The sequence below is a fragment of the Pseudomonas sp. LS.1a genome (assembly GCF_022533585.1).
Lineage (GTDB): Bacteria > Pseudomonadota > Gammaproteobacteria > Pseudomonadales > Pseudomonadaceae > Aquipseudomonas.
Window position 1 is genome coordinate 349128 of the sequence record NZ_CP092827.1, and the last position, 19158, is coordinate 368285.

Sequence of the window (19158 nt, forward strand, 5' to 3'; positions counted from 1 at the left end):
GAGCATTTTTGTAGTTGTGCTTTGGTCGATTTTTATCCACTTAGGTGGGGGATGACAAAAAAGTAATCCTTATGCTGATTATTAGCCTGGGTTCTAATCGGATTCTTGCAGTGCCTGTTCCGGCCTCTTCGCGGGTAAACCCGCTCCCACAGGGACCCACAGGTTTTGAGTGCTGCGCAGTACCTGTGGGAGCGGGTTTACCCGCGAAGAGGCCAGTACAGGCAGTAAAGATCTCAGCCCATCTCCACCCGCAGCTGCTCGATCCGCTGGTCCTTCTCCACCCACAACTGGTTCACCCAGGCCTGCACGGTCTGGCGGAACTCGGGATCATTCTCGTAATCCCCCGACCACAGCACCGGGTCAAGCTCCCGTACGCGAATGTCGATAATCACCCGGTTGATGGTGCCATTGAGCAAGTCCCAGAACCCCGGTGCCTTGTTGCCGGGGTACACGATGGTGACGTCCAGCAAGGCATCCAGCTGCTCCCCCAAAGCCGCCAGCACGAACGCCACGCCACCAGCCTTGGGCTTGAGCAGGTAGCGATACGGCGACTGCTGCTGCTGACGCTTGGCTTCGGTAAACCGCGTGCCTTCCAGGTAGTTCACCACAGTCACCGGCTGACGCTTGAACAGTTCACAAGCCGCCTTGGTGATTTCCAGGTCCTTGCCCTTCAGCTCCGGGTGCTTCTCCAGGAAGGCCTTGCTGTAGCGCTTCATGAACGGGTAATCCAGCCCCCACCAGGCCAGGCCCAGCAGCGGCACCCAGATCAGCTCCTTCTTCAGGAAGAACTTGAAGAACGGTGTACGGCGGTTGAGGCTCTCGATGAGTGCCGGAATATCGACCCAGGTCTGGTGGTTGCTGACGGCCAGGTACGAAGTGTCCTTGCGCAGGTTCTCGACGCCGCGGATATCCCACTGGGTAGGGATGCACAAGGCAAAGATGGCTTTGTCGATCTCCGACCAGGTCTCGGCCACCCACATCACCGCCCACGAGGCATAGTCACGCCCACGCCCCGGCAGCACCAGTTTGAGCAGGGCGAAGACCAGCAGCGGGCAGATCAACACCAAGGTGTTGAGCAGCAGCAGGGTAGTTGTGAGGATGCCGGTCAGCAGGCGACGCATAAAGAGACTCTTGTTGTGGGAGATAAACGGTTGGCAATGATAAGCAGGGCCGTGGCCTACGCCAAATTTCCAATGCCCTTCGGCAGGGACAAATGTTTCACATTATGTTGGTTAGGCTTGTGACAGCGAACCTATCCTGCCAGTGCAGTCTAAGCACTGACCTTTCTCAAGGAAGCCTGCCTGTGAAACCTCTGCTTGCCCTGTTGTCGTTGCTGGCGCTGCCGGTCATGGCCGCCGAACCCACTATCTACGGCCGTTACGAGAACATAGCCCTGCCCGAACTGGGCGAAACCCTGAAAGCCAAGATGGACACCGGTGCCTTCACCGCGTCGCTGTCGGCCAAGGATATCGAGCTGTTCACCCGCGATGGCGACGAGTGGGTACGCTTCCGCCTGGCGACCAAGGACTCGGACGGCAAGGTTTACGAGCACAAGGTCTCGCGCATCAGCAAGATCAAGGGCCGTGCCGATGAAGAGGAGGAAGGCGATGCACCGGAAATCTCCAAACGCCCGGTGGTCGACCTGGAGCTGTGTCTGGGGGACTTGAAGCGCACCGTGGAGGTCAACCTGGTGGACCGCAGCAGCTTCAACTACCCGCTGCTGGTGGGCTCCAAAGCGCTGCGCGAGTTCAAGGCGGCGGTCAACCCGGCCAAGAAGTTTACCGCTGGCAAGCCTGACTGCTGATTTCGGCTGGCTTTACTGGCCCTTTCGCGGGCAAGCCCGCTCCCACAGGTATCGCGCAACTCTAAAGCTGTGCGCCGTATCTGTGGGAGCTGGCTTGCCGGCGATGGCGGCCTTTCAGGCTACTGGAGAGGTAGCGACCATCGACGGCCGCTTGACCACCTCGGCATACCACGCCGCCAACCCAGGCTGGCGCTCACGCCAGCCGAACTCCGGCTGACGCAAATCCAGGTACCCCAGTGCACAGGCCACGCCAATCGCCGCCAGGTCGAACCCGGACATCAACTCGGGCAAATGCTCCTGCTCCAGGTTGGCCAGGCTACGGCGAATCTTGTCGCCCTGCGCCTGCAACCAGCCATCCCAGCGTTTCTCCTCGGGCCGCAAGAAGCTTTCATAGCGCGACAACACCGCCGCATCCATGATCGCATCAGCCTGCGACACCAGCGTCATGCGCCGCCAGCGCGCCGAGCCTTCGCGCGGCAGCAGCGGCAGGCCGACGTGCTGCAGGTCGAGGTATTCGCAGATCACCCGGCTGTCGTGCAGTATCGTGCCGTCTGCCAGGCGCAGGGCCGGGATCTTGCCGATCGGGTTGTCCAGGTTCAGTTGCGGGTCGCCGCTGATCGGGCTGATGTTCACCGGCTGCAGCTGCACACGCTCAAGCTGGCCGGTCTCGTGCAACACCACCATCACCTTGCGCACGAATGGTGAAAATGGCGAGTGGAACAGGGTCATCGTGCTCATGCGTCAGTTACCCTGCAGGCTTGGTGGCAGGCACACGCCGGTACCGCCGATGCCGCAGTAGCCGTCCGGGTTCTTGGCCAGGTACTGCTGGTGGTAGGCCTCGGCGAAGTATACGGTCGGTGCCTGGTCGATCTCGGTGGTGATCTCGCCGAAGCCGGCCTTGGTCAGCTCAGCCTGGAACGCGTCGCGGCTGGCCTTGGCCTGTTCCAGCTGTTCAGGGCTGGTGCAGTAGATGGCCGAGCGGTACTGGGTGCCGATGTCGTTGCCCTGGCGCATGCCCTGGGTCGGGTTGTGCAGTTCCCAGAACATCGCCAGCAGCTCGCGGTAGCTGACCTTGTCCTTGTCGAATACCACCAGCACCACTTCGGTATGGCCGGTCAGGCCCGAGCAGACTTCCTCGTAGGTGGGGTGGGGGTGAAGCCGCCGGCGTAGCCGACCACCGTGCTGACCACGCCTTCACGCTGCCAGAAGCGGCGTTCGGCACCCCAGAAGCAACCCAGGCCGAAGATGGCGAAGTCGATGGCGCCCTCGAAGAAGGGCCCGAGCAGTGGCGTGTCTTTGAAGACATAATGGAACTCGGGCAGGCTCATTGGCGTTTCGCGGCCAGGCAGGGCCTGTTCCGCGGTAGGCATGACGTTTTTGTTCACCAGGATTTCCGAACGCAGGACCATGGCCGTTCCTCTGTAGATCTTTGAGATGGGGGCTGGGGCATTCGCGGGTAAACCCGCTCCCACAGGTCCTGCACAGATTTCGAATATTGTGGTGTACCTGTGGGAGCGGGTTTACCCGCGAAGGGGCCCGTATGAGCGCTATAGTGCCCGAGGTTTATGCGGCTGTCAGGCCACAGGACCACGCGGGTAGCGCTTGAGTCGTTCGGCCAGCTCCCGCCCCGGGATCGGCCGGTCGAACAGGTAGCCCTGGCCCACGTCACAGCGGTGCCGGCGCAGGAACGCCAGTTGCTCCGGCGTCTCGATACCCTCGGCCACCACTTTCAGCTTGAGGTTGTGGGCCATGGCCACCACCGCCGAGGTGATTTCCATGTCGTCCTGGTTGTCCGGGATTTCATTGATGAAGCTGCGGTCGATCTTGAGGATGTCGATCGGAAACTTCTTCAGGTAGCTCAGCGACGAATAACCGGTGCCGAAGTCGTCCATGGCCAGGGTCAGGCCCAAGTCCTTCAGCTCATCCAGCTGGCGGTGGGTATCTTCGGTGGCCTCCAGCAGCAGGCCTTCAGTCAGTTCCAGCTCCAGCAGGTGCGGGGGCAGGGCTTCTTCCTTGAGAATGGTGCTGATCGACGCCACCAGGTCCGGGTCGGAGAACTGCTTGGGCGACAGGTTGATGGCCACATGCAGGTTGCCCATGCCGGCCTCGCGCAGCTGCTGGCTCATGCGGCACGACTGGCGTACCACCCATTTGCCGATGGGGATGATCAGGCCGGTCTCTTCCGCCACGCTGATGAACTGGTCCGGGCGGATCATGCCACGCTCGGGGTGGTTCCAGCGCAGCAGGGCTTCCAGCCCCAGCAGGCGGCCACTGCGCAGGCACAGCTTGGGCTGGTAGAACACCTCCAGCTCGTTCTGGGTCAGGGCACGACGCAGGTTGTTCTCGACGAACAGCTTGTAGCTGGCTTCGGCATTGAGCACTTCGGTAAACACCTGCACCTGGTGCTTGCCGTTGGCCTTGGCCTTGTGCAGCGCGAGGCCGGCGTTCTTCATCAGGCTGGCCGGGTCGGCGCCGTGCAGTGGCGCGCAGGCCAGGCCCACCGAGGCGGTGACGTTGATCAGCTGGTTATCGACGAACATCGGCTTGTCGAGGGTGCGCAGCAATTGCTGGGCGACGCCCTGGCCATCTTCCAGGGTGGTGTCGTCGAGCAGCACGGCGAACTCGTTACTGGCAAAGCGCGCCAGGATACCGCCGGTGTGCAAGCTGTTGCGCAGGCGCCGGGCCAGGCTGATCAGCAGCTTGTCGCCGGTCTGGTGGCCGAGGCTGTCGTTGATGCGCTTGAAGTTGTCGATGTCCACCAGCAGCAGGCACATCGAGTTTTCGCCATCGCGGGCAAAGCGCTCGTCCAGGCTGCGGATGAACGCCGGGCGGTTGCCCAGGTTGGTCAGGTTGTCGGTGTAGGCCAGGCGCTCGATGCGCTGCTGGGCCAGCTTGGTCTGGGTGACGTCTTCGTAGATGCCGATATAGTGGGTCAGCTCACGGTTGTCGCCGTAGACCTTGGAAATCGACAACTGGCCCCAGTAGGGCTCGAGGTTCTTGCGCCGGCTCTTGAACTCGCCCTGCCAGCTGTTGCCCATGGCCAGGCTCGACGGCGAGTCGAACAGCAGCTCGCTCAGGTTTTCCAGCGCCGGCAGCTCGCCCAGGTGGCGGCCTTGCACTTCCTCGGTGCTGTACTGGGTGATGGCGGTAAAGCTGGGGTTGACGTACTCCACCACGCCGTCGCGGTTGACCAGCAGGAAGGCGTTGGCGCTCTGCTCGACGGCACGCTGGAACAGGTGCAGGGCGCTGGCTGCGGTGCGCCGGTTGTGGTTGGTGATGACCTGGGCGAACTGGTCGGCCAGCTCGCCGGCAAAGGCGATTTCGTCCGATTGCCAGGCCCGTGTCTGGCCGGTCTGCTCCAGGCACAGCACGCCGACTACCTGACCATCGACGCGAATACTGGCATCCAGCATCGCCTTGTTTTCCGGGTACAGGCTTTGTGCCAGAGCGCGGGTGCGCGGGTCGTGGCCGGCATTGTGAGCGTCGATGGCGCGGCTGGCGTGCAGCGCGTCGAGGTAGTCGGGGAAGCGGCTGGCATCGATGGCTTCGGGCTGGCGGTACTCCTGCGCTTCCCGGTACCAGGCGGTGATCGGCTCCAGGCGCTGGTCTTCCAGGTGCCAGATGCTGGCAATATCGACCTTGTAGATCTCGCAGGCGCTGCGGGTAATCAGCTGGGCGGCTTCCCGCAGCGAGTTACCGGCGCTGTAGCGCTGACGGGCCAGGCGCAGGATCAGGTCCTGCTGGCCGCGTACCCGTTCCAGATGCTCGAATTGTTCCTGCTGCGCGCGCTGGTTCAGTTGCAGTGCCAGTTGCAGGCGGTTGTTGCGCGACTCCAGGTCGCTGGCACCGGCCTCGCCGGTATCCTCGGGCTGCTCGTCGAACACGCTCAGGTAGCCGCGTAACAGGTGGCGGTTGTGCTGCTTGTAGGCTTCACCAGCTTCCAGCAGGCGTAGCGATGCAGCTGGCGTGTGCAGGGTGTAGCGCACGCGGTAGTAGCCGCGCTGGGCCAGTTGCAACTGGATCTCGTCGTGCAGCCGGTAGCGGGCCTCGGGCTCCATCAGGCTGGCATAGGGCGCGTCTACCAGGGCGCACAGGTCGCTGGCGTGCAGGCCGAACTGGCGCTCGCAGGCCGGGTCGAGGTAGAGCATGGACCAGGTGGCTTCGTTGAGCCTTTCGAAACGCAGCATGCCGAGCCGCGAGGGCACGGGTAACTGCGTGACGACCTCGGCCACCACACGGCTGGTGGCATCGGGTTGGCTTTTCATCGAAGACTCGCTTGAAGAGGTGACGCTGCTTTGGGGCGGCGGCGGATCTGGCAAGGTTGCATCATGTCCCGGGGGCTGGCAAGCAGCCATGCGTGATGCTGTGGACGGGTTATCGGCAAATCTTGGATCGCCTTGAGATTTTTGGCGTCTGGGCGGTCGAGCGCCGCCCGCGCGGCGCATCGCGAGCAAGCTCGCTCCTACATCTGTTTCGGGCCAGTCATGCCTGTGACAGGCGCGCGCGACCGCCTTGCTTCTACGACGCGATATCGAGCCATACGCCAAGGGTTCGCGCGCAAATCCCACAGGAAAAATTGGCCAGAAACAGATGTAGGAGCGAGCTTGCTCGCGATGCGCCGCGCGGGCGGCGCTCGATTTCACAGGCGCCAAACCTCTATCGGCAGGTAAAAAAAGCCCCGCCAATCGACGGGGTTGAGGTACGAGCGTGGCAGCTCGAAAGGGTACTGCCCCTCGCAAGGAGGGGCAGTGTGCTGCCTTACAGCAGCATGGTGCGGATATCGCCCAGCACGTCGCCCAGGCGCTTGGTGAAGCGTGCGGCGGCAGCGCCGTTGATCACACGGTGATCGTAGGACAGCGACAGCGGCAGCATCAGCTTCGGCTGGAAGGCCTTGCCATCCCAGACCGGCTGCATGGTCGCCTTGGAGACGCCCAGGATAGCCACTTCCGGCGCGTTGACGATCGGCGTGAAGCCGGTGCCGCCAATGTGGCCGAGGCTGGAGATGGTGAAGCAGGCGCCTTGCATCTCGTCGGCCGACAGCTTCTTGGTGCGGGCTTTTTCGGCCAGCGCAGCCGCTTCGGCAGCCAGTTGCAGCAGGCTCTTCTGGTCGACGTTCTTGATCACAGGGACCAGCAGGCCGTCCGGAGTGTCCACGGCGAAGCCGATGTGCACGTACTTCTTGCGGATGATGGCCTTGCCGCTTGGCGCCAGCGAGCTGTTGAAGTCCGGCAGTTCCTTGAGCAGGAAGGCGCAGGCCTTGAGCAGCAGTGGCAGCACGGTCAGCTTGACGCCAGCCTTCTCGGCCACGGCCTTCTGCGCAACGCGGAAGGCTTCCAGCTCGGTGATGTCGGCGGAGTCGAACTGGGTGACGTGCGGCACGTTCAGCCAGCTGCGGTGCAGGTTGGCAGCACCGACCTGCATCAGGCGGGTCAGGGCCACTTCTTCCACTTCGCCGAACTTGCTGAAGTCCACGGCAGGGATCGGCGGGATGCCGGCGCCACCGGTTGCACCGGCGGCTGCCGGAGCTTCCTTGGCCTTCTGCATCATCGCCTTGACGTAGACCTGCACGTCTTCTTTGAGGATGCGGCCGTGCGGACCGGTCGCGGCAACCGCGCCCAGGTCGACACCGAATTCACGAGCCAGCTGACGAACCGCCGGGCCGGCGTGAACCTTGGCATTGCTGCCGGCAGCCGGTGCGCTGGCAACCGGTGCAGGAGCAGCAGCCGGGGCTGCAGCGGCAGGTGCGGCGGCCGGAGCAGCCTCAGCCTTGGCCGGGGCAGCAGCAGCGGCAGGTGCCGGAGCGGCAGCCGGCGCAGCGCCTGCAACTTTCAGCTTGAAGATCAGGTCGCCAGTGCCGACTTCGTCTTCCAGCTTGCACAGGACTTCTTCGACCACGCCGGCAGCCGGCGACGGGATTTCCATGGAGGCCTTGTCGGACTCCAGGGTAATCAGCGACTGGTCGGCTTCGACGGTGTCGCCGACCTTGACCAGCACTTCGATGATCTTGGCCTTGCCCGACGAACCGATGTCCGGTACGTGGATGTCCTGCACGCTGGCGGCAGCCGGCGCTGCTGCCGGCGCAGGGGCAGCTTCGGCGGCAGGCGCTGGTGCAGCAGCTGGAGCCGGAGCGGCAGCCGGGGCCTCAGGGGCCGCAGCAGCGGCGCCCTCGGCTTCCAGAACCAGCAGCTCGTCGCCTTCTTTCAGGCGGTCGCCCAGCTTGACCTTCAGTTCCTTGATGACGCCGGCTTTCGGGGCCGGGATCTCCATGGAGGCCTTGTCGGACTCCAGGGTCAGCAGGCTCTGGTCAGCCTCGATACGATCACCGACCTTGACGAACAGCTCGATGATTTCACCTTCACCGCTGCCGATGTCAGGTACGCGAATGAGTTCGCTCACTTAAAAATACTCCTCAGCAGTCCAGTGGGTTGCGCTTGTCCGGGTCGATACCGAACTTGACGATAGCGTCTGCAACAACCTTGGGTTCGATCTCGCCACGGTCAGCCAGGGCTTCCAGGGCAGCCAGCACCACGAAGTGACGGTCGACTTCGAAGAAGTGACGCAGCTTCTTGCGGCTGTCGCTGCGACCGTAACCGTCGGTACCCAGGACCTTGAATTCTTTGCTCGGCACCCACTGGCGAATCTGCTCGGCGAACAGCTTCATGTAGTCGGTGGAGGCGATGACCGGGCCCTTGCGACCGGTCAGGCACTGCTCGACGTAGGTCTGCTGTGGCTTCTGGCCAGGCTTCAGGCGGTTGGCGCGTTCCACGGCCAGGCCGTCGCGACGCAGTTCGTTGAAGCTGGTGACGCTCCACACGTCGGCACCGACGTTGAACTCTTCACGCAGGATCTTCGCCGCTTCGCGGACTTCGCGCAGGATGGTGCCGGAGCCCATCAGCTGCACGTGGTGCGCGGCTTCGCGGGTGTCTTCTTCCAGCAGGTACATGCCCTTGATGATGCCTTCCTCGACACCGGCCGGCATGGCTGGCTGCTGGTAGGATTCGTTCATCACGGTGATGTAGTAGAAGATGTCCTGCTGCTCTTCGGTCATCTTCTTCATGCCGTCCTGGATGATCACCGCCAGCTCGTAGCCGTAGGTCGGATCGTAGGTGCGGCAGTTCGGGATGGTGCCCGCCATCATGTGGCTGTGACCGTCTTCGTGCTGCAGGCCTTCACCGTTGAGGGTGGTACGGCCGGCGGTACCGCCGATCAGGAAGCCACGGGTGCGGCTGTCGCCAGCGGCCCAGGCCAGGTCGCCAATGCGCTGGAAGCCGAACATCGAGTAGAAGATGTAGAACGGCAGCATCGGCTGGTTGTGGCAGCTGTACGAGGTACCAGCAGCGATGAACGACGACATGGCGCCGGCTTCGTTGATGCCTTCCTCGAGGATCTGGCCCTTCTTGTCTTCGCGGTAGAACATCACCTGGTCTTTATCGACTGGCTCGTAGAGCTGGCCGACCGACGAGTAGATGCCCAGCTGGCGGAACATGCCTTCCATACCGAAGGTACGGGCTTCGTCCGGGATGATCGGGACGATGCGCTGGCCGATTTCCTTGTCCTTGACCAGCTGCGCCAGAATACGCACGAAGGCCATGGTGGTGGAGATTTCGCGGTCGCCCGAGCCGTCCAGGATCGCTTTCAGCGTTTCCAGTGGCGGGGTCGGTACGCTGAAGCTCTTGGCGCGGCGCTGTGGCACGAAACCGCCCAGGGCAGCACGGCGCTCGGCCAGGTACTTGGCTTCGGCAGAACCTTCTTCCGGCTTGAAGAACGGCAGGTTCTCCAGGTCGGCATCCTTGACCGGGATGTCGAAGCGATCACGGAAGTGACGCAGGCTGTCGACGTCGACCTTCTTGGTGTTGTGTGCGGTGTTCTTGGCTTCGCCGGCACCGGTACCGTAACCCTTGATGGTCTTGGCCAGGATGACGGTAGGCTGGTCCTTGTGGTTGACCGCCTGGTGGTACGCCGCGTAGACCTTGTACGGGTCGTGGCCGCCACGGTTGAGCTTCCAGATCTCTTCGTCGGACAGGTCTTCGACCATGGCCTTGAGCTCTGGGGTGTTGAAGAAGTTCTCACGAACGTACGCGCCGTCTTTGGCTTTGTAGTTCTGGTACTCGCCGTCGATGACTTCGTCCATGCGGCGCTGCAGGGCACCGTTGGTGTCCTTGGCGAACAGTGGGTCCCAGAAGCGGCCCCAGACGACCTTGTTGACGTTCCAGCCACCGCCACGGAACACGCCTTCGAGTTCCTGGATGATCTTGCCGTTGCCGCGAACCGGGCCGTCGAGGCGCTGCAGGTTGCAGTTGATGACGAAGATCAGGTTGTCCAGCTTCTCGCGGCCGGCCAGGGCGATTGCGCCCAGGGATTCCGGCTCGTCGCACTCGCCGTCGCCCATGAAGCACCAGACCTTCTGCTTGCCGGCCGGGATGAAGCCGCGGGCTTCCAGGTACTTCATGAAGCGTGCCTGGTAGATGGCCTGGATCGGGCCCAGACCCATCGATACGGTCGGGAACTGCCAGAAGTCAGGCATCAGCCATGGGTGCGGGTACGAAGACAGGCCGTTGCCGTCCACTTCCTGACGGAAGTTGTTCATCTGGTCTTCGCTGATGCGGCCTTCCATGAAGGCACGGGCGTAGACGCCTGGCGAGGCGTGGCCCTGGAAGAAGATCAGGTCGCCGCCGTGTTCTTCGGTCGGTGCCTGGAAGAAGTAGTTGAAGCCGATGTCGTACAGGGTGGCGCTGGAGGCGAAGCTGGAGATGTGTCCGCCCAGGTCCGAGTCTTTCAGGTTGGTACGCATGACCATGGCCAGGGCGTTCCAACGCACCATCGAGCGAATGCGGCGTTCCATGAACAGGTCGCCAGGCATGCGTGCTTCGTGGGTGACAGGGATGGTGTTGCGGTATGGCGTGGTGATCGCATACGGCAGCTGGGAGCCACTACGGGTGGCCAGCTCGCCCATACGGGTCATCAGGTAATGAGCGCGGTCTTCGCCTTCTTTGTCGAGGACCGACTCCAGGGCATCCAGCCATTCCTGGGTTTCGATTGGATCGAGGTCTTGCATGGCTTGCTCCAGGGCGGAAAGGCAACCAGAATCGATTGCCTGAAGTTGCGACTGGCCTTATGGGCAGACGTCGTGAATTCTTGGATTACCGGGGTGTCCTCCGGCGCCGTGTAGTTTTACTACATTTGCTTTCGCATTTCATGCTTTTACACGACACGGGTAGTAGTAAAACTACATTTGTGCGACGTTTCGTCGCATGCTGGCTTGTGAGGAAAAACGTTCATGTTGGTTGGCGTTGTGTCGCGAGCGGGTAATTCTTGATGTTTGTTGCCATTTTTTCGTTCATTTCAGCTATTTCCAACTTTTGTACGACAGTCCAACCGTGGTCCGGCTTCCCCTTGGCCGCTTCTTCCCCTCTATTTCACGCCGATCAAGGATAGACCATGCGCCTACCTTTGCCGTCCGATCTGCCCGCTACCCTGCAACCACTGGTCGCGCGCAACCAGCAATTCATCAGCGATGCCGTGGCTGCCCACCCGGAACTCGACCTGCAGGCCTGGAGCCCGCTGCATCGGCAACAGTTCGACCAGGTTGCCGCCGCCAGCGACTTCGTGCTCGGCCTGGCCCGGCGCGAGCCGGCCATGTTGTTCGGCCTGCTGGCCAGTGGCGAGCTGGACCGGCGTTACGCCGCAGGTGAACTGCGCGGTCACATCGCGGCAGCCGCCCAGGCGGCGCAGAGCGAGGACGAGCTGGCACGCAACCTGCGCCGCGAGCGCAACCGCCAGCAGATGCGCATCATCTGGCGCGACATCACCCGCCAGGCCGCGCTGGGCGAAACCTGCCGCGACCTGTCCGATCTGGCCGATGCCGCCATCGACGAAGCCTACCAATGGCTGTACCCGCGCCACTGTCAGCAGTTCGGTACGCCTGTCGGCAACCGCAGCGGCCAGCCGCAGCACATGGTGGTGCTGGGCATGGGCAAGCTGGGCGCGGTGGAGCTGAACCTGTCGTCGGACATCGACCTGATCTTCGCCTTCCCCGAAGGCGGCGAAACCGAAGGGGTGAAGCGCTCGCTGGACAACCAGGAGTTCTTCACCCGCCTGGGCCAGCGCCTGATCAAGGCACTGGACCCGGTCACCGTCGACGGCTTCGTGTTCCGTGTCGACATGCGCCTGCGCCCGTACGGCTCGGCCGGCGCGCTGGTGCTCAGCTTCAATGCCCTGGAGCAGTACTACCAGGACCAGGGCCGTGACTGGGAACGCTACGCGATGATCAAGGCGCGGGTGGTGGCCGGTGATCAGGCGGCCGGTGCGCAGTTGCAGGAGATGCTGCGGCCGTTCGTGTACCGCCGTTACCTGGACTTTTCCGCGATCGAAGCGCTGCGCACCATGAAGCAGCTGATCCAGCAGGAAGTGCGGCGCAAGGGCATGGCCGACAACATCAAGCTGGGTGCCGGGGGCATTCGCGAGGTGGAGTTCATCGCCCAGGCCTTCCAGCTGATCCACGGCGGGCGCGACCTCAGCTTGCAGCAGCGGCCTTTGCTGAAAGTGCTGGCCACACCTTGAAGGCCAGGGCTACCTGCCACCGGCCGTGGTTGCCGAACTGCGTGAAGGTTATGAATTCCTGCGTTATGCCGAGCACGCCATCCAGGCCATTGCCGACCGTCAGACGCAGATGCTGCCGGACAGTGAGACCGATCAGGCGCGGGTGGCCTACATGCTCGGTTATGCCGACTGGCAAAGCTTCCATGACCAGCTGACGCACTGGCGTGGCCGCATTGACTGGCACTTCCGCCAGGTGATCGCCGACCCGGATGATGAAGACGGCGAGGGCGAACTGGTGGTGGGGGGCGAATGGTCGCCGCTGTGGGAGCAGGCGCAGGATGAAGATGCCGCTGGCCGCCAGCTGCAAGAGGCCGGTTTCCAGCAGCCCGCCGAAGCCCTGCGGCGCCTGGCCGCGCTGCGCTCCAGCCCGCAGCTGCGTTCCATGCAACGGATCGGGCGTGAACGCCTGGACGCCTTTATCCCACGGCTGCTGGCCCAGGCTGTGGAACATGACAACCCCGACCTGGTGCTCGAGCGCGTGCTGCCGCTGGTCGAGGCCGTGGCACGGCGTTCTGCCTATCTGGTGTTGCTCACCGAAAACCCCGGCGCCTTGCGCCGCCTGCTGACCCTGTGCGCCGCCAGCCCGTGGATTGCCGAGCAGATTGCCCGTTACCCGCTGCTGCTCGACGAACTGCTCAACGAAGGCCGCCTGTTCAGCCCGCCACTGGCGCCGGAGTTGGCCAGCGAGCTGCGCGAGCGCCTGACGCGCATTCCCGAGGACGACCTGGAACAGCAAATGGAGGCGCTGCGCCACTTCAAGCTGGCCCACAGCCTGCGCGTGGCCGCCTCGGAAATCAGCGGCAACCTGCCGTTGATGAAAGTCAGCGACTACCTGACCTGGCTGGCCGAAGCCATCCTCGACCAGGTGCTGGCCCTGGCCTGGCGCCAGACCGTGGCTCGCCACGGCCAGCCCAAGCGTAGCGACGGCAGCCTGTGTGACCCAGGCTTCATCATCATCGGCTACGGCAAGGTGGGCGGCCTGGAGCTGGGCCACGGTTCTGACCTGGACCTGGTATTCATCCACGATGGCGACCCGCAGGCCGAAACCGACGGCGCCAAGCCCATCGACAGTGCGCAGTTCTTCACCCGGCTGGGCCAGCGCATCATTCACCTGCTGGCCACTCAGACCAACTCGGGCCAGCTGTATGACGTGGACATGCGCCTGCGCCCGTCGGGGGCCTCGGGCCTGCTGGTGAGCTCGCTGGGCGCGTTCGAGCGCTACCAGCAGAACGAAGCCTGGACCTGGGAGCATCAGGCCCTGGTGCGCGCCCGGGTACTGGTGGGCTGCAAGCAGGTGGGCGCTGCATTCGAAGGCGTGCGCGCCAAGGTGCTGGGCCAGGCCCGCGACCTGGAAAAGCTGCGCAGCGAAGTGAGCGAAATGCGCGCCAAGATGCGCGATAACCTCGGCACCAAGGCTACCGCTGCCGGTACCGCGGCCAATGCCTTCGAGGCCGGTGTACCGTTCGATATCAAGCAGGATGCGGGCGGTATCGTCGATATCGAATTTATGGTGCAATACGCCGCTTTGGCCTGGTCTCACGACCATCCGGCCATACTTCGATGGACCGATAACATCCGCATTCTGGAAGAGCTGGAGCAGGCAGGGTTGATGCCGGCCAGTGACGCGGTGCTGTTGCGTGAAGTGTACAAGGCGTTCCGCTCGGCCTCGCACCGCCAGGCCCTGCAAAAGCAGGCCGGGGTGATCGATGCGGCGCAGTTTGCCGATGAACGCCGTGAGGTGCGGCGGATCTGGGGTGAACTGGGCCTTACCTGAAGGCCCCGCCAACCCTGTGGGAGCGGGTTCACCCGCGCAGAAGGCCACGCGTTGCCTGGCACCGGCTTCGCCGGTGTTCGCGGGTAAACCCGCTCCCACAGGGTCTGCAATCAGCGACGGATATGCCTGAGTGGTACACTGTCCGCCACATAGCCTGAATATAAAGAGGGGAGGCCAGGCTGTACCGCAGCCTGCAGCCTCCCCGAGCGTTTCTGGACTAAGCATGAGAATACTGATCATTGGCCCCAGCTGGGTCGGCGACATGGTGATGGCGCAGACCCTGTTCCAGTGCCTGAAACAGCAGCACCCCGACTGCGTGATCGATGTGCTGGCCCCCGAGTGGAGCCGGCCGATCCTCGAACGCATGCCCGAGGTCCGTCAGGCCCTGAGCTTCCCGCTCGGCCACGGCGCGCTGGAACTGGCCACGCGGCGACGCATCGGCAAATCCCTGGCCGGCCAGTACGACCAGGCCATCCTGCTGCCCAACTCGCTGAAGTCGGCGCTGGTGCCGTTCTTCGCCGGTATCCCCAAGCGTACTGGCTGGCGCGGCGAAATGCGCTTCGGCCTGCTCAACGACGTGCGCAAGCTGGACAAGGCCCGCTACCCGCTGATGATCGAGCGCTTCATGGCCCTGGCCTACGCGCCCGGCGCCGAGCTGCCGCAGCCGTACCCGCGCCCCAGCCTGCAGATCGAAGCGCAAAGCCGTGATGCTGCCCTGGCCAAGTTCGGCCTGGAGCTGGACCGCCCGGTGCTGGCGCTGTGCCCCGGTGCCGAGTTCGGCGAGGCCAAGCGCTGGCCGGCCGAGCACTACGCCACCGTGGCCGATGCGATGATCCGCCAGGGCTGGCAGGTGTGGTTGTTCGGCTCGAAGAACGATCACCCGGTCGGTGAGCAGATCCGTGATCGGCTGATCCCGGGCTTGCGTGAAGAATCGTCCAACCTGGCCGGCGAAACCTCGCTGGCCGAGGCCATCGACCTGATGTCCTGCGCCCATGCCGTGGTGTCCAACGACTCCGGGCTGATGCACGTGGCCGCCGCGCTGAACCGCCCGCTGGTGGCGGTGTACGGCTCGACCTCGCCAGGCTTCACCCCGCCGCTGGCCGAGCACGTGGAGGTGGTGCGCACCGGCATCGAGTGCAGCCCGTGCTTCGACCGCACCTGCCGCTTCGGCCACTACAACTGCCTGCGCCTGCTGGAACCGGGCAAAGTCATTGCCGCCCTGCACAGCCTGAGCGGGCCGGACCTGATCGATACCGTGGCCGAGGTCGACTAAGTGCGGGTACTGATCATCAAGACTTCGTCGCTGGGTGATGTGATCCACACCTTGCCGGCGCTTACCGATGCCGCCCACGCTATCCCGGGCATCCGCTTCGACTGGGTGGTGGAAGAAGGCTTCGCGGAAATCCCCGGCTGGCACCCGGCGGTCGACCAGGTGATCCCGGTGGCCATCCGCCGCTGGCGCAAGAACCTCTGGCAAACCATCAAGAGTGGCGAGTGGAAGGCGTTCAAGCAGCGAGTACGCGAGCGCAAGTACGACCTGGTGATCGACGCCCAGGGCCTGGTCAAGTCGGCCTGGCTGACCCGCTACGTGAAGGCGCCGGTAGCTGGCCTGGACCGCTACTCGGCCCGTGAAGGCTGGGCCAGCCGCTTCTATGACCGGCGCTTGTCGGTTGCCACCGGGCAGCATGCGGTGGAGCGGGTGCGCCAGCTGTTCGCCATGGCCCTGGCCTACGACCTGCCGGAAGGCATCGGCAACTACGGCCTCGACCTCGAGCGCCTGCAACTACCGCCAGCCGCCCCCTATGTGGTGTTCCTGCATGGCACCACCTGGGCGACCAAGCACTGGCCCGAAGCCTACTGGCGCGAACTGGCCGAACGCATGGGCCGGCGCAAGCTGGAGGTGCGCCTACCGTGGGGTAACCCGGCCGAAAAGGCTCGGGCCGAGCGCATCGCCCAGGGCTTGAACAATTGCCAGGTACTCCCCAAATTGAACCTTGCCGGCGTCGCTCGCGTGTTGGCGGCGGCAAAAGCCTGCGTGGCGGTCGATACCGGCCTTGGCCACCTGGCGGCGGCACTCGATGTGCCCACCATTTCGCTGTTCGGCCCGACCAACCCGGGCCTGACCGGCGCCTACGGACGGACCCAGATACACCAGGCCAGTGACTGGCCCTGCGCGCCCTGCCTGCAGAAGAAGTGCACCTACAAACCGAGCGCCGACGACCTGCGCCGGTTCGATCTCAAACGCGAGTGGCCGCTGTGCTTCACTCGCCTGAATCCCGAGCATGTGGCGAGCCGCTTGAGCGCGTTGCTGCTGGCTGAGGATGTCCGTTGATGCAACTGGCTTTCGTGCTTTACAAGTATTTCCCCTTCGGCGGGCTGCAGCGCGATTTCATGCGCATTGCCCTGGAATGCCAGAAGCGGGGCCACCAGATTCGCGTGTACACGCTGATCTGGGAGGGTGACATTCCGCCGGGCTTCGAAGTGCTGGTGGCGCCGGTGAAGGCGATTTTCAACCACCGCCGCAACGAGAAGCTCAGCGCCTGGATGGCCGCCGACCTGGCCAAGCGCCCGGTCGACCGCCTGATCGGCTTCAACAAGATGCCCGGGCTGGACGTGTACTACGCCGCCGACGGCTGTTTCGAGGACAAGGCGCAGACCCTGCGTGGCGGCCTGTACCGCCGCTGGGGCCGCTACCGGCACTTTGCCGAGTACGAACGTGCGGTGTTCGCCAAGGACGCCCATACCGAAGTACTGATGATTTCCGAAGTGCAGCAGCCGCTGTTCATCAAGCACTACGGTACCCCTGTGGAACGTTTCCACTTGCTGCCACCGGGCATTTCCCAGGACCGCCGCGCGCCGGCCAACGCCGGCGAAATCCGCGCCGAGTTCCGCAAGGAATTCAACCTGGGCGATGACGACCTGCTGCTGGTGCAGATTGGCTCGGGCTTCAAGACCAAGGGCGTGGACCGCAGCCTCAAGGCCCTGGCCGCACTGCCATCGGCCCTGCGCAAGCGCACCAGGCTGATGGTGATCGGCCAGGATGACCCCAAGGTGTTCCAGCTGCAAAGCGCTACCTTGGGCCTGGGCGAGCAGGTGCAGTTCCTCAAGGGCCGCAGCGACATCCCGCGCTTCCTGCTGGGTGCCGACTTGCTGATTCACCCGGCGTACAACGAGAACACCGGCACGGTGCTGCTCGAAGCGCTGGTGGCTGGCCTGCCGGTGCTGGTCTCCAAGGTGTGTGGCTACGCCCACTACATTGCCGAGGCCGACAGCGGCCTGGTGCTGGACGAGCCGTTCGAGCAGGAACAACTCAATGGCTATCTGCAGCGTATGCTCGAAGACCAGCAGGCCCGCGCCAGCTGGTCGCGCAACGGCCTGGCGTTTGCTGAAACCGCCGATCTGTACAGCATGCCGCAACATGCTGCCGACGTGATCCTGGGGCAGGAGTCTGCATGAAGCTGATACTGGCCGAACCGTTCAAGCGCCTGTGGGCCGGGCGTGATGCCTTCGACGCCGTGGAGGCGCTGCAAGGCGAGGTCTATCGCGAGCTGGAAGGGCGTCGCACGCTGCGCACCGAGGTCGCTGGCGAGGGCTTCTTCGTCAAGATCCACCGCGGCATCGGCTGGGGTGAGATCTTCAAGAACCTGCTAACCGCCAAGCTACCGGTGCTCGGCGCCGGCCAGGAATGGCAGGCCATCCAGCGCCTGCACCAGGTTGGCGTGCCGACCATGACTGCCGTCGCCTATGGCGAGCGGGGCAGCAACCCGGCCGCTCAACACTCGTTCATCATCACTGAGGAACTGGCGCCGACCATCAGCCTGGAAGACTTCAGCATCGACTGGGTCAGGCAGCCACCCGAGCCACGCCTGAAGCGTGCGCTGATCGCCGAGGTGGCGAAGATGACCGGCGGCATGCACCGCGCCGGGGTCAACCACCGCGACTGCTACATCTGTCACTTCCTGCTTCACACCGACCGCCCGGTGACGGCGGAAGATTTCAAACTGTCGGTGATCGACCTGCACCGCGCGCAGACCCGGGCGAAAATCAGCCGCCGCTGGCGCGACAAGGACCTGGCCGCGCTGTACTTCTCGGCGCTGGATATTGGCCTGACCCAACGCGACAAGCTGCGCTTCCTGCGCGGCTACTTCCAGCGCCCGCTGCGGCAGATCCTGAAAGAGGAAGCCGCGCTGCTCGCCTGGCTGGAGCGCAAGGCGCAGAAACTCTACGATCGCAAGCAACGCTATGGGGATGCACTCTGATGGCGGGGTGGACACTGGCGCCGGGCTACGAACACCTGGCGGCGGACTTCGGCAGCCTCGATGCGGTATTTGCCCTGCAAGGCGAACGCCTGACCCGCGACCCGCTCAGCGAAGTGGTGCGGATCACGCGTGAGGGGGTCAATTACTACGTCAAGCGCTACACCGGGGCCGGCAAGCACATGCGGCGCTACCTGGGGCGGCCGCGAATCAAGGCCGAATGGCAGAACCTCAAGCAGTTCCACAAGTGGGGCATCCCCACGGCCGAGGTGGTGGCCTGGGGCCTGGAGCGCAATGGCCTGGCCTTTGGCCGGGGCGCGATGATCACCCGCGAACTGCCGCGCACCGAAGACCTGTCGGCACTGGCCGAGCGCAACGATGCACGCCTGGCCGACCGTGCCTGGGTCGGGCATGTCAGCAGCCAGCTGGCGCGCCACACCCGTATCATGCACCAGCACCATTTCGCCCATAACGACCTGAAGTGGCGCAACCTGCTGGTCGATGACCAGGGCACGCTATTCTTCATCGACTGCCCCACCGGCGATTTCTGGCGCGGCTTCATGTGGCGGCACCGGATGATCAAGGACCTGGCCTGCCTGGACAAAGTGGCCAAATACCACCTGTCGGCAACCCAGCGTCTGCGTTTCTACCTGCAATACCGCGGCCGCGACCGGTTGAATGTGCGTGACAAGAAGCGCATTCGCCAGGTGGTGAGCTTTTTCGAG

Annotated in this window: 10 protein-coding genes and 3 pseudogenes; 7 read left to right on the plus strand and 6 right to left on the minus strand. The window is 63.8% G+C overall.

The genetic code is table 11. The features are described 5' to 3' along the window. Positions 1–233: 233 nt before the first annotated feature. Positions 234–1121, minus strand: a complete 888-nt coding sequence (locus MKK04_RS01515) for an acyltransferase (RefSeq protein ID WP_207833907.1) — start codon at positions 1119–1121, stop codon at positions 234–236. A 182-nt stretch (positions 1122–1303) separates the two neighbouring features. Between MKK04_RS01515 and rloA2 the strand changes: the two genes are divergently transcribed. Continuing rightward, positions 1304–1804: a retropepsin-like aspartic peptidase RloA2 gene (gene rloA2, locus MKK04_RS01520; RefSeq protein WP_241106170.1), complete on the plus strand. Its 501-nt coding sequence runs from the start codon at positions 1304–1306 to the stop codon at positions 1802–1804. Between the two features lie 114 nt (positions 1805–1918). Here rloA2 and MKK04_RS01525 read toward each other — a convergent pair whose 3' ends face one another. The 5 genes and pseudogenes from MKK04_RS01525 to aceE form a co-directional block, all read right to left on the minus strand. After that, positions 1919–2542, minus strand: coding sequence for a glutathione S-transferase (locus MKK04_RS01525; protein WP_233688030.1), 624 nt, complete (start codon positions 2540–2542; stop codon positions 1919–1921). Positions 2543–2545: 3 nt separating this feature from the next. Continuing rightward, a pseudogene (msrA, locus tag MKK04_RS01530) lies at positions 2546–3213 on the minus strand (peptide-methionine (S)-S-oxide reductase MsrA). A gap of 165 nt (positions 3214–3378) precedes the next feature. Further along, positions 3379–6069 (minus strand): putative bifunctional diguanylate cyclase/phosphodiesterase, encoded by a 2691-nt coding sequence (locus tag MKK04_RS01535; RefSeq protein WP_233688029.1) that lies wholly within the window; start codon positions 6067–6069, stop codon positions 3379–3381. 493 nt (positions 6070–6562) lie between these two features. Next, on the minus strand, positions 6563–8200 hold the full coding sequence (aceF, locus tag MKK04_RS01540) for a dihydrolipoyllysine-residue acetyltransferase (protein ID WP_207833926.1): 1638 nt from the start codon (positions 8198–8200) through the stop codon (positions 6563–6565). Between the two features lie 13 nt (positions 8201–8213). Beyond that, complete coding sequence (gene aceE / locus MKK04_RS01545) at positions 8214–10859, minus strand: pyruvate dehydrogenase (acetyl-transferring), homodimeric type (protein ID WP_207833928.1); 2646 nt, start codon at positions 10857–10859, stop codon at positions 8214–8216. A 383-nt stretch (positions 10860–11242) separates the two neighbouring features. On the opposite strand from aceE, the pseudogene glnE reads away from it, so the two are divergent. The 6 genes and pseudogenes from glnE to MKK04_RS01575 form a co-directional block, all read left to right on the plus strand. Next, positions 11243–14177 (plus strand): annotated as a pseudogene (glnE, locus tag MKK04_RS01550) (bifunctional [glutamate--ammonia ligase]-adenylyl-L-tyrosine phosphorylase/[glutamate--ammonia-ligase] adenylyltransferase). Positions 14178–14400: 223 nt separating this feature from the next. Further along, positions 14401–15450 (plus strand): lipopolysaccharide heptosyltransferase II, encoded by a 1050-nt coding sequence (gene waaF, locus MKK04_RS01555; protein ID WP_063914530.1) that lies wholly within the window; start codon positions 14401–14403, stop codon positions 15448–15450. Continuing rightward, positions 15451–16509 (plus strand): lipopolysaccharide heptosyltransferase I, encoded by a 1059-nt coding sequence (waaC, locus tag MKK04_RS01560; protein ID WP_207833956.1) that lies wholly within the window; start codon positions 15451–15453, stop codon positions 16507–16509. Then, on the plus strand, positions 16509–17633 hold the full coding sequence (locus tag MKK04_RS01565) for a glycosyltransferase family 4 protein (RefSeq protein WP_013970538.1): 1125 nt from the start codon (positions 16509–16511) through the stop codon (positions 17631–17633). The genes waaC and MKK04_RS01565 overlap by 1 nt, the downstream gene beginning before the upstream one ends. Beyond that, complete coding sequence (gene rfaP, locus MKK04_RS01570) at positions 17630–18436, plus strand: lipopolysaccharide core heptose(I) kinase RfaP (protein ID WP_207833964.1); 807 nt, start codon at positions 17630–17632, stop codon at positions 18434–18436. Before MKK04_RS01565 ends, rfaP begins: the two co-directional genes overlap by 4 nt. Next, positions 18436–19158, plus strand: a pseudogene (locus MKK04_RS01575) (lipopolysaccharide kinase InaA family protein); the annotation flags it as partial. The gene rfaP and the pseudogene MKK04_RS01575, both read left to right, overlap by 1 nt.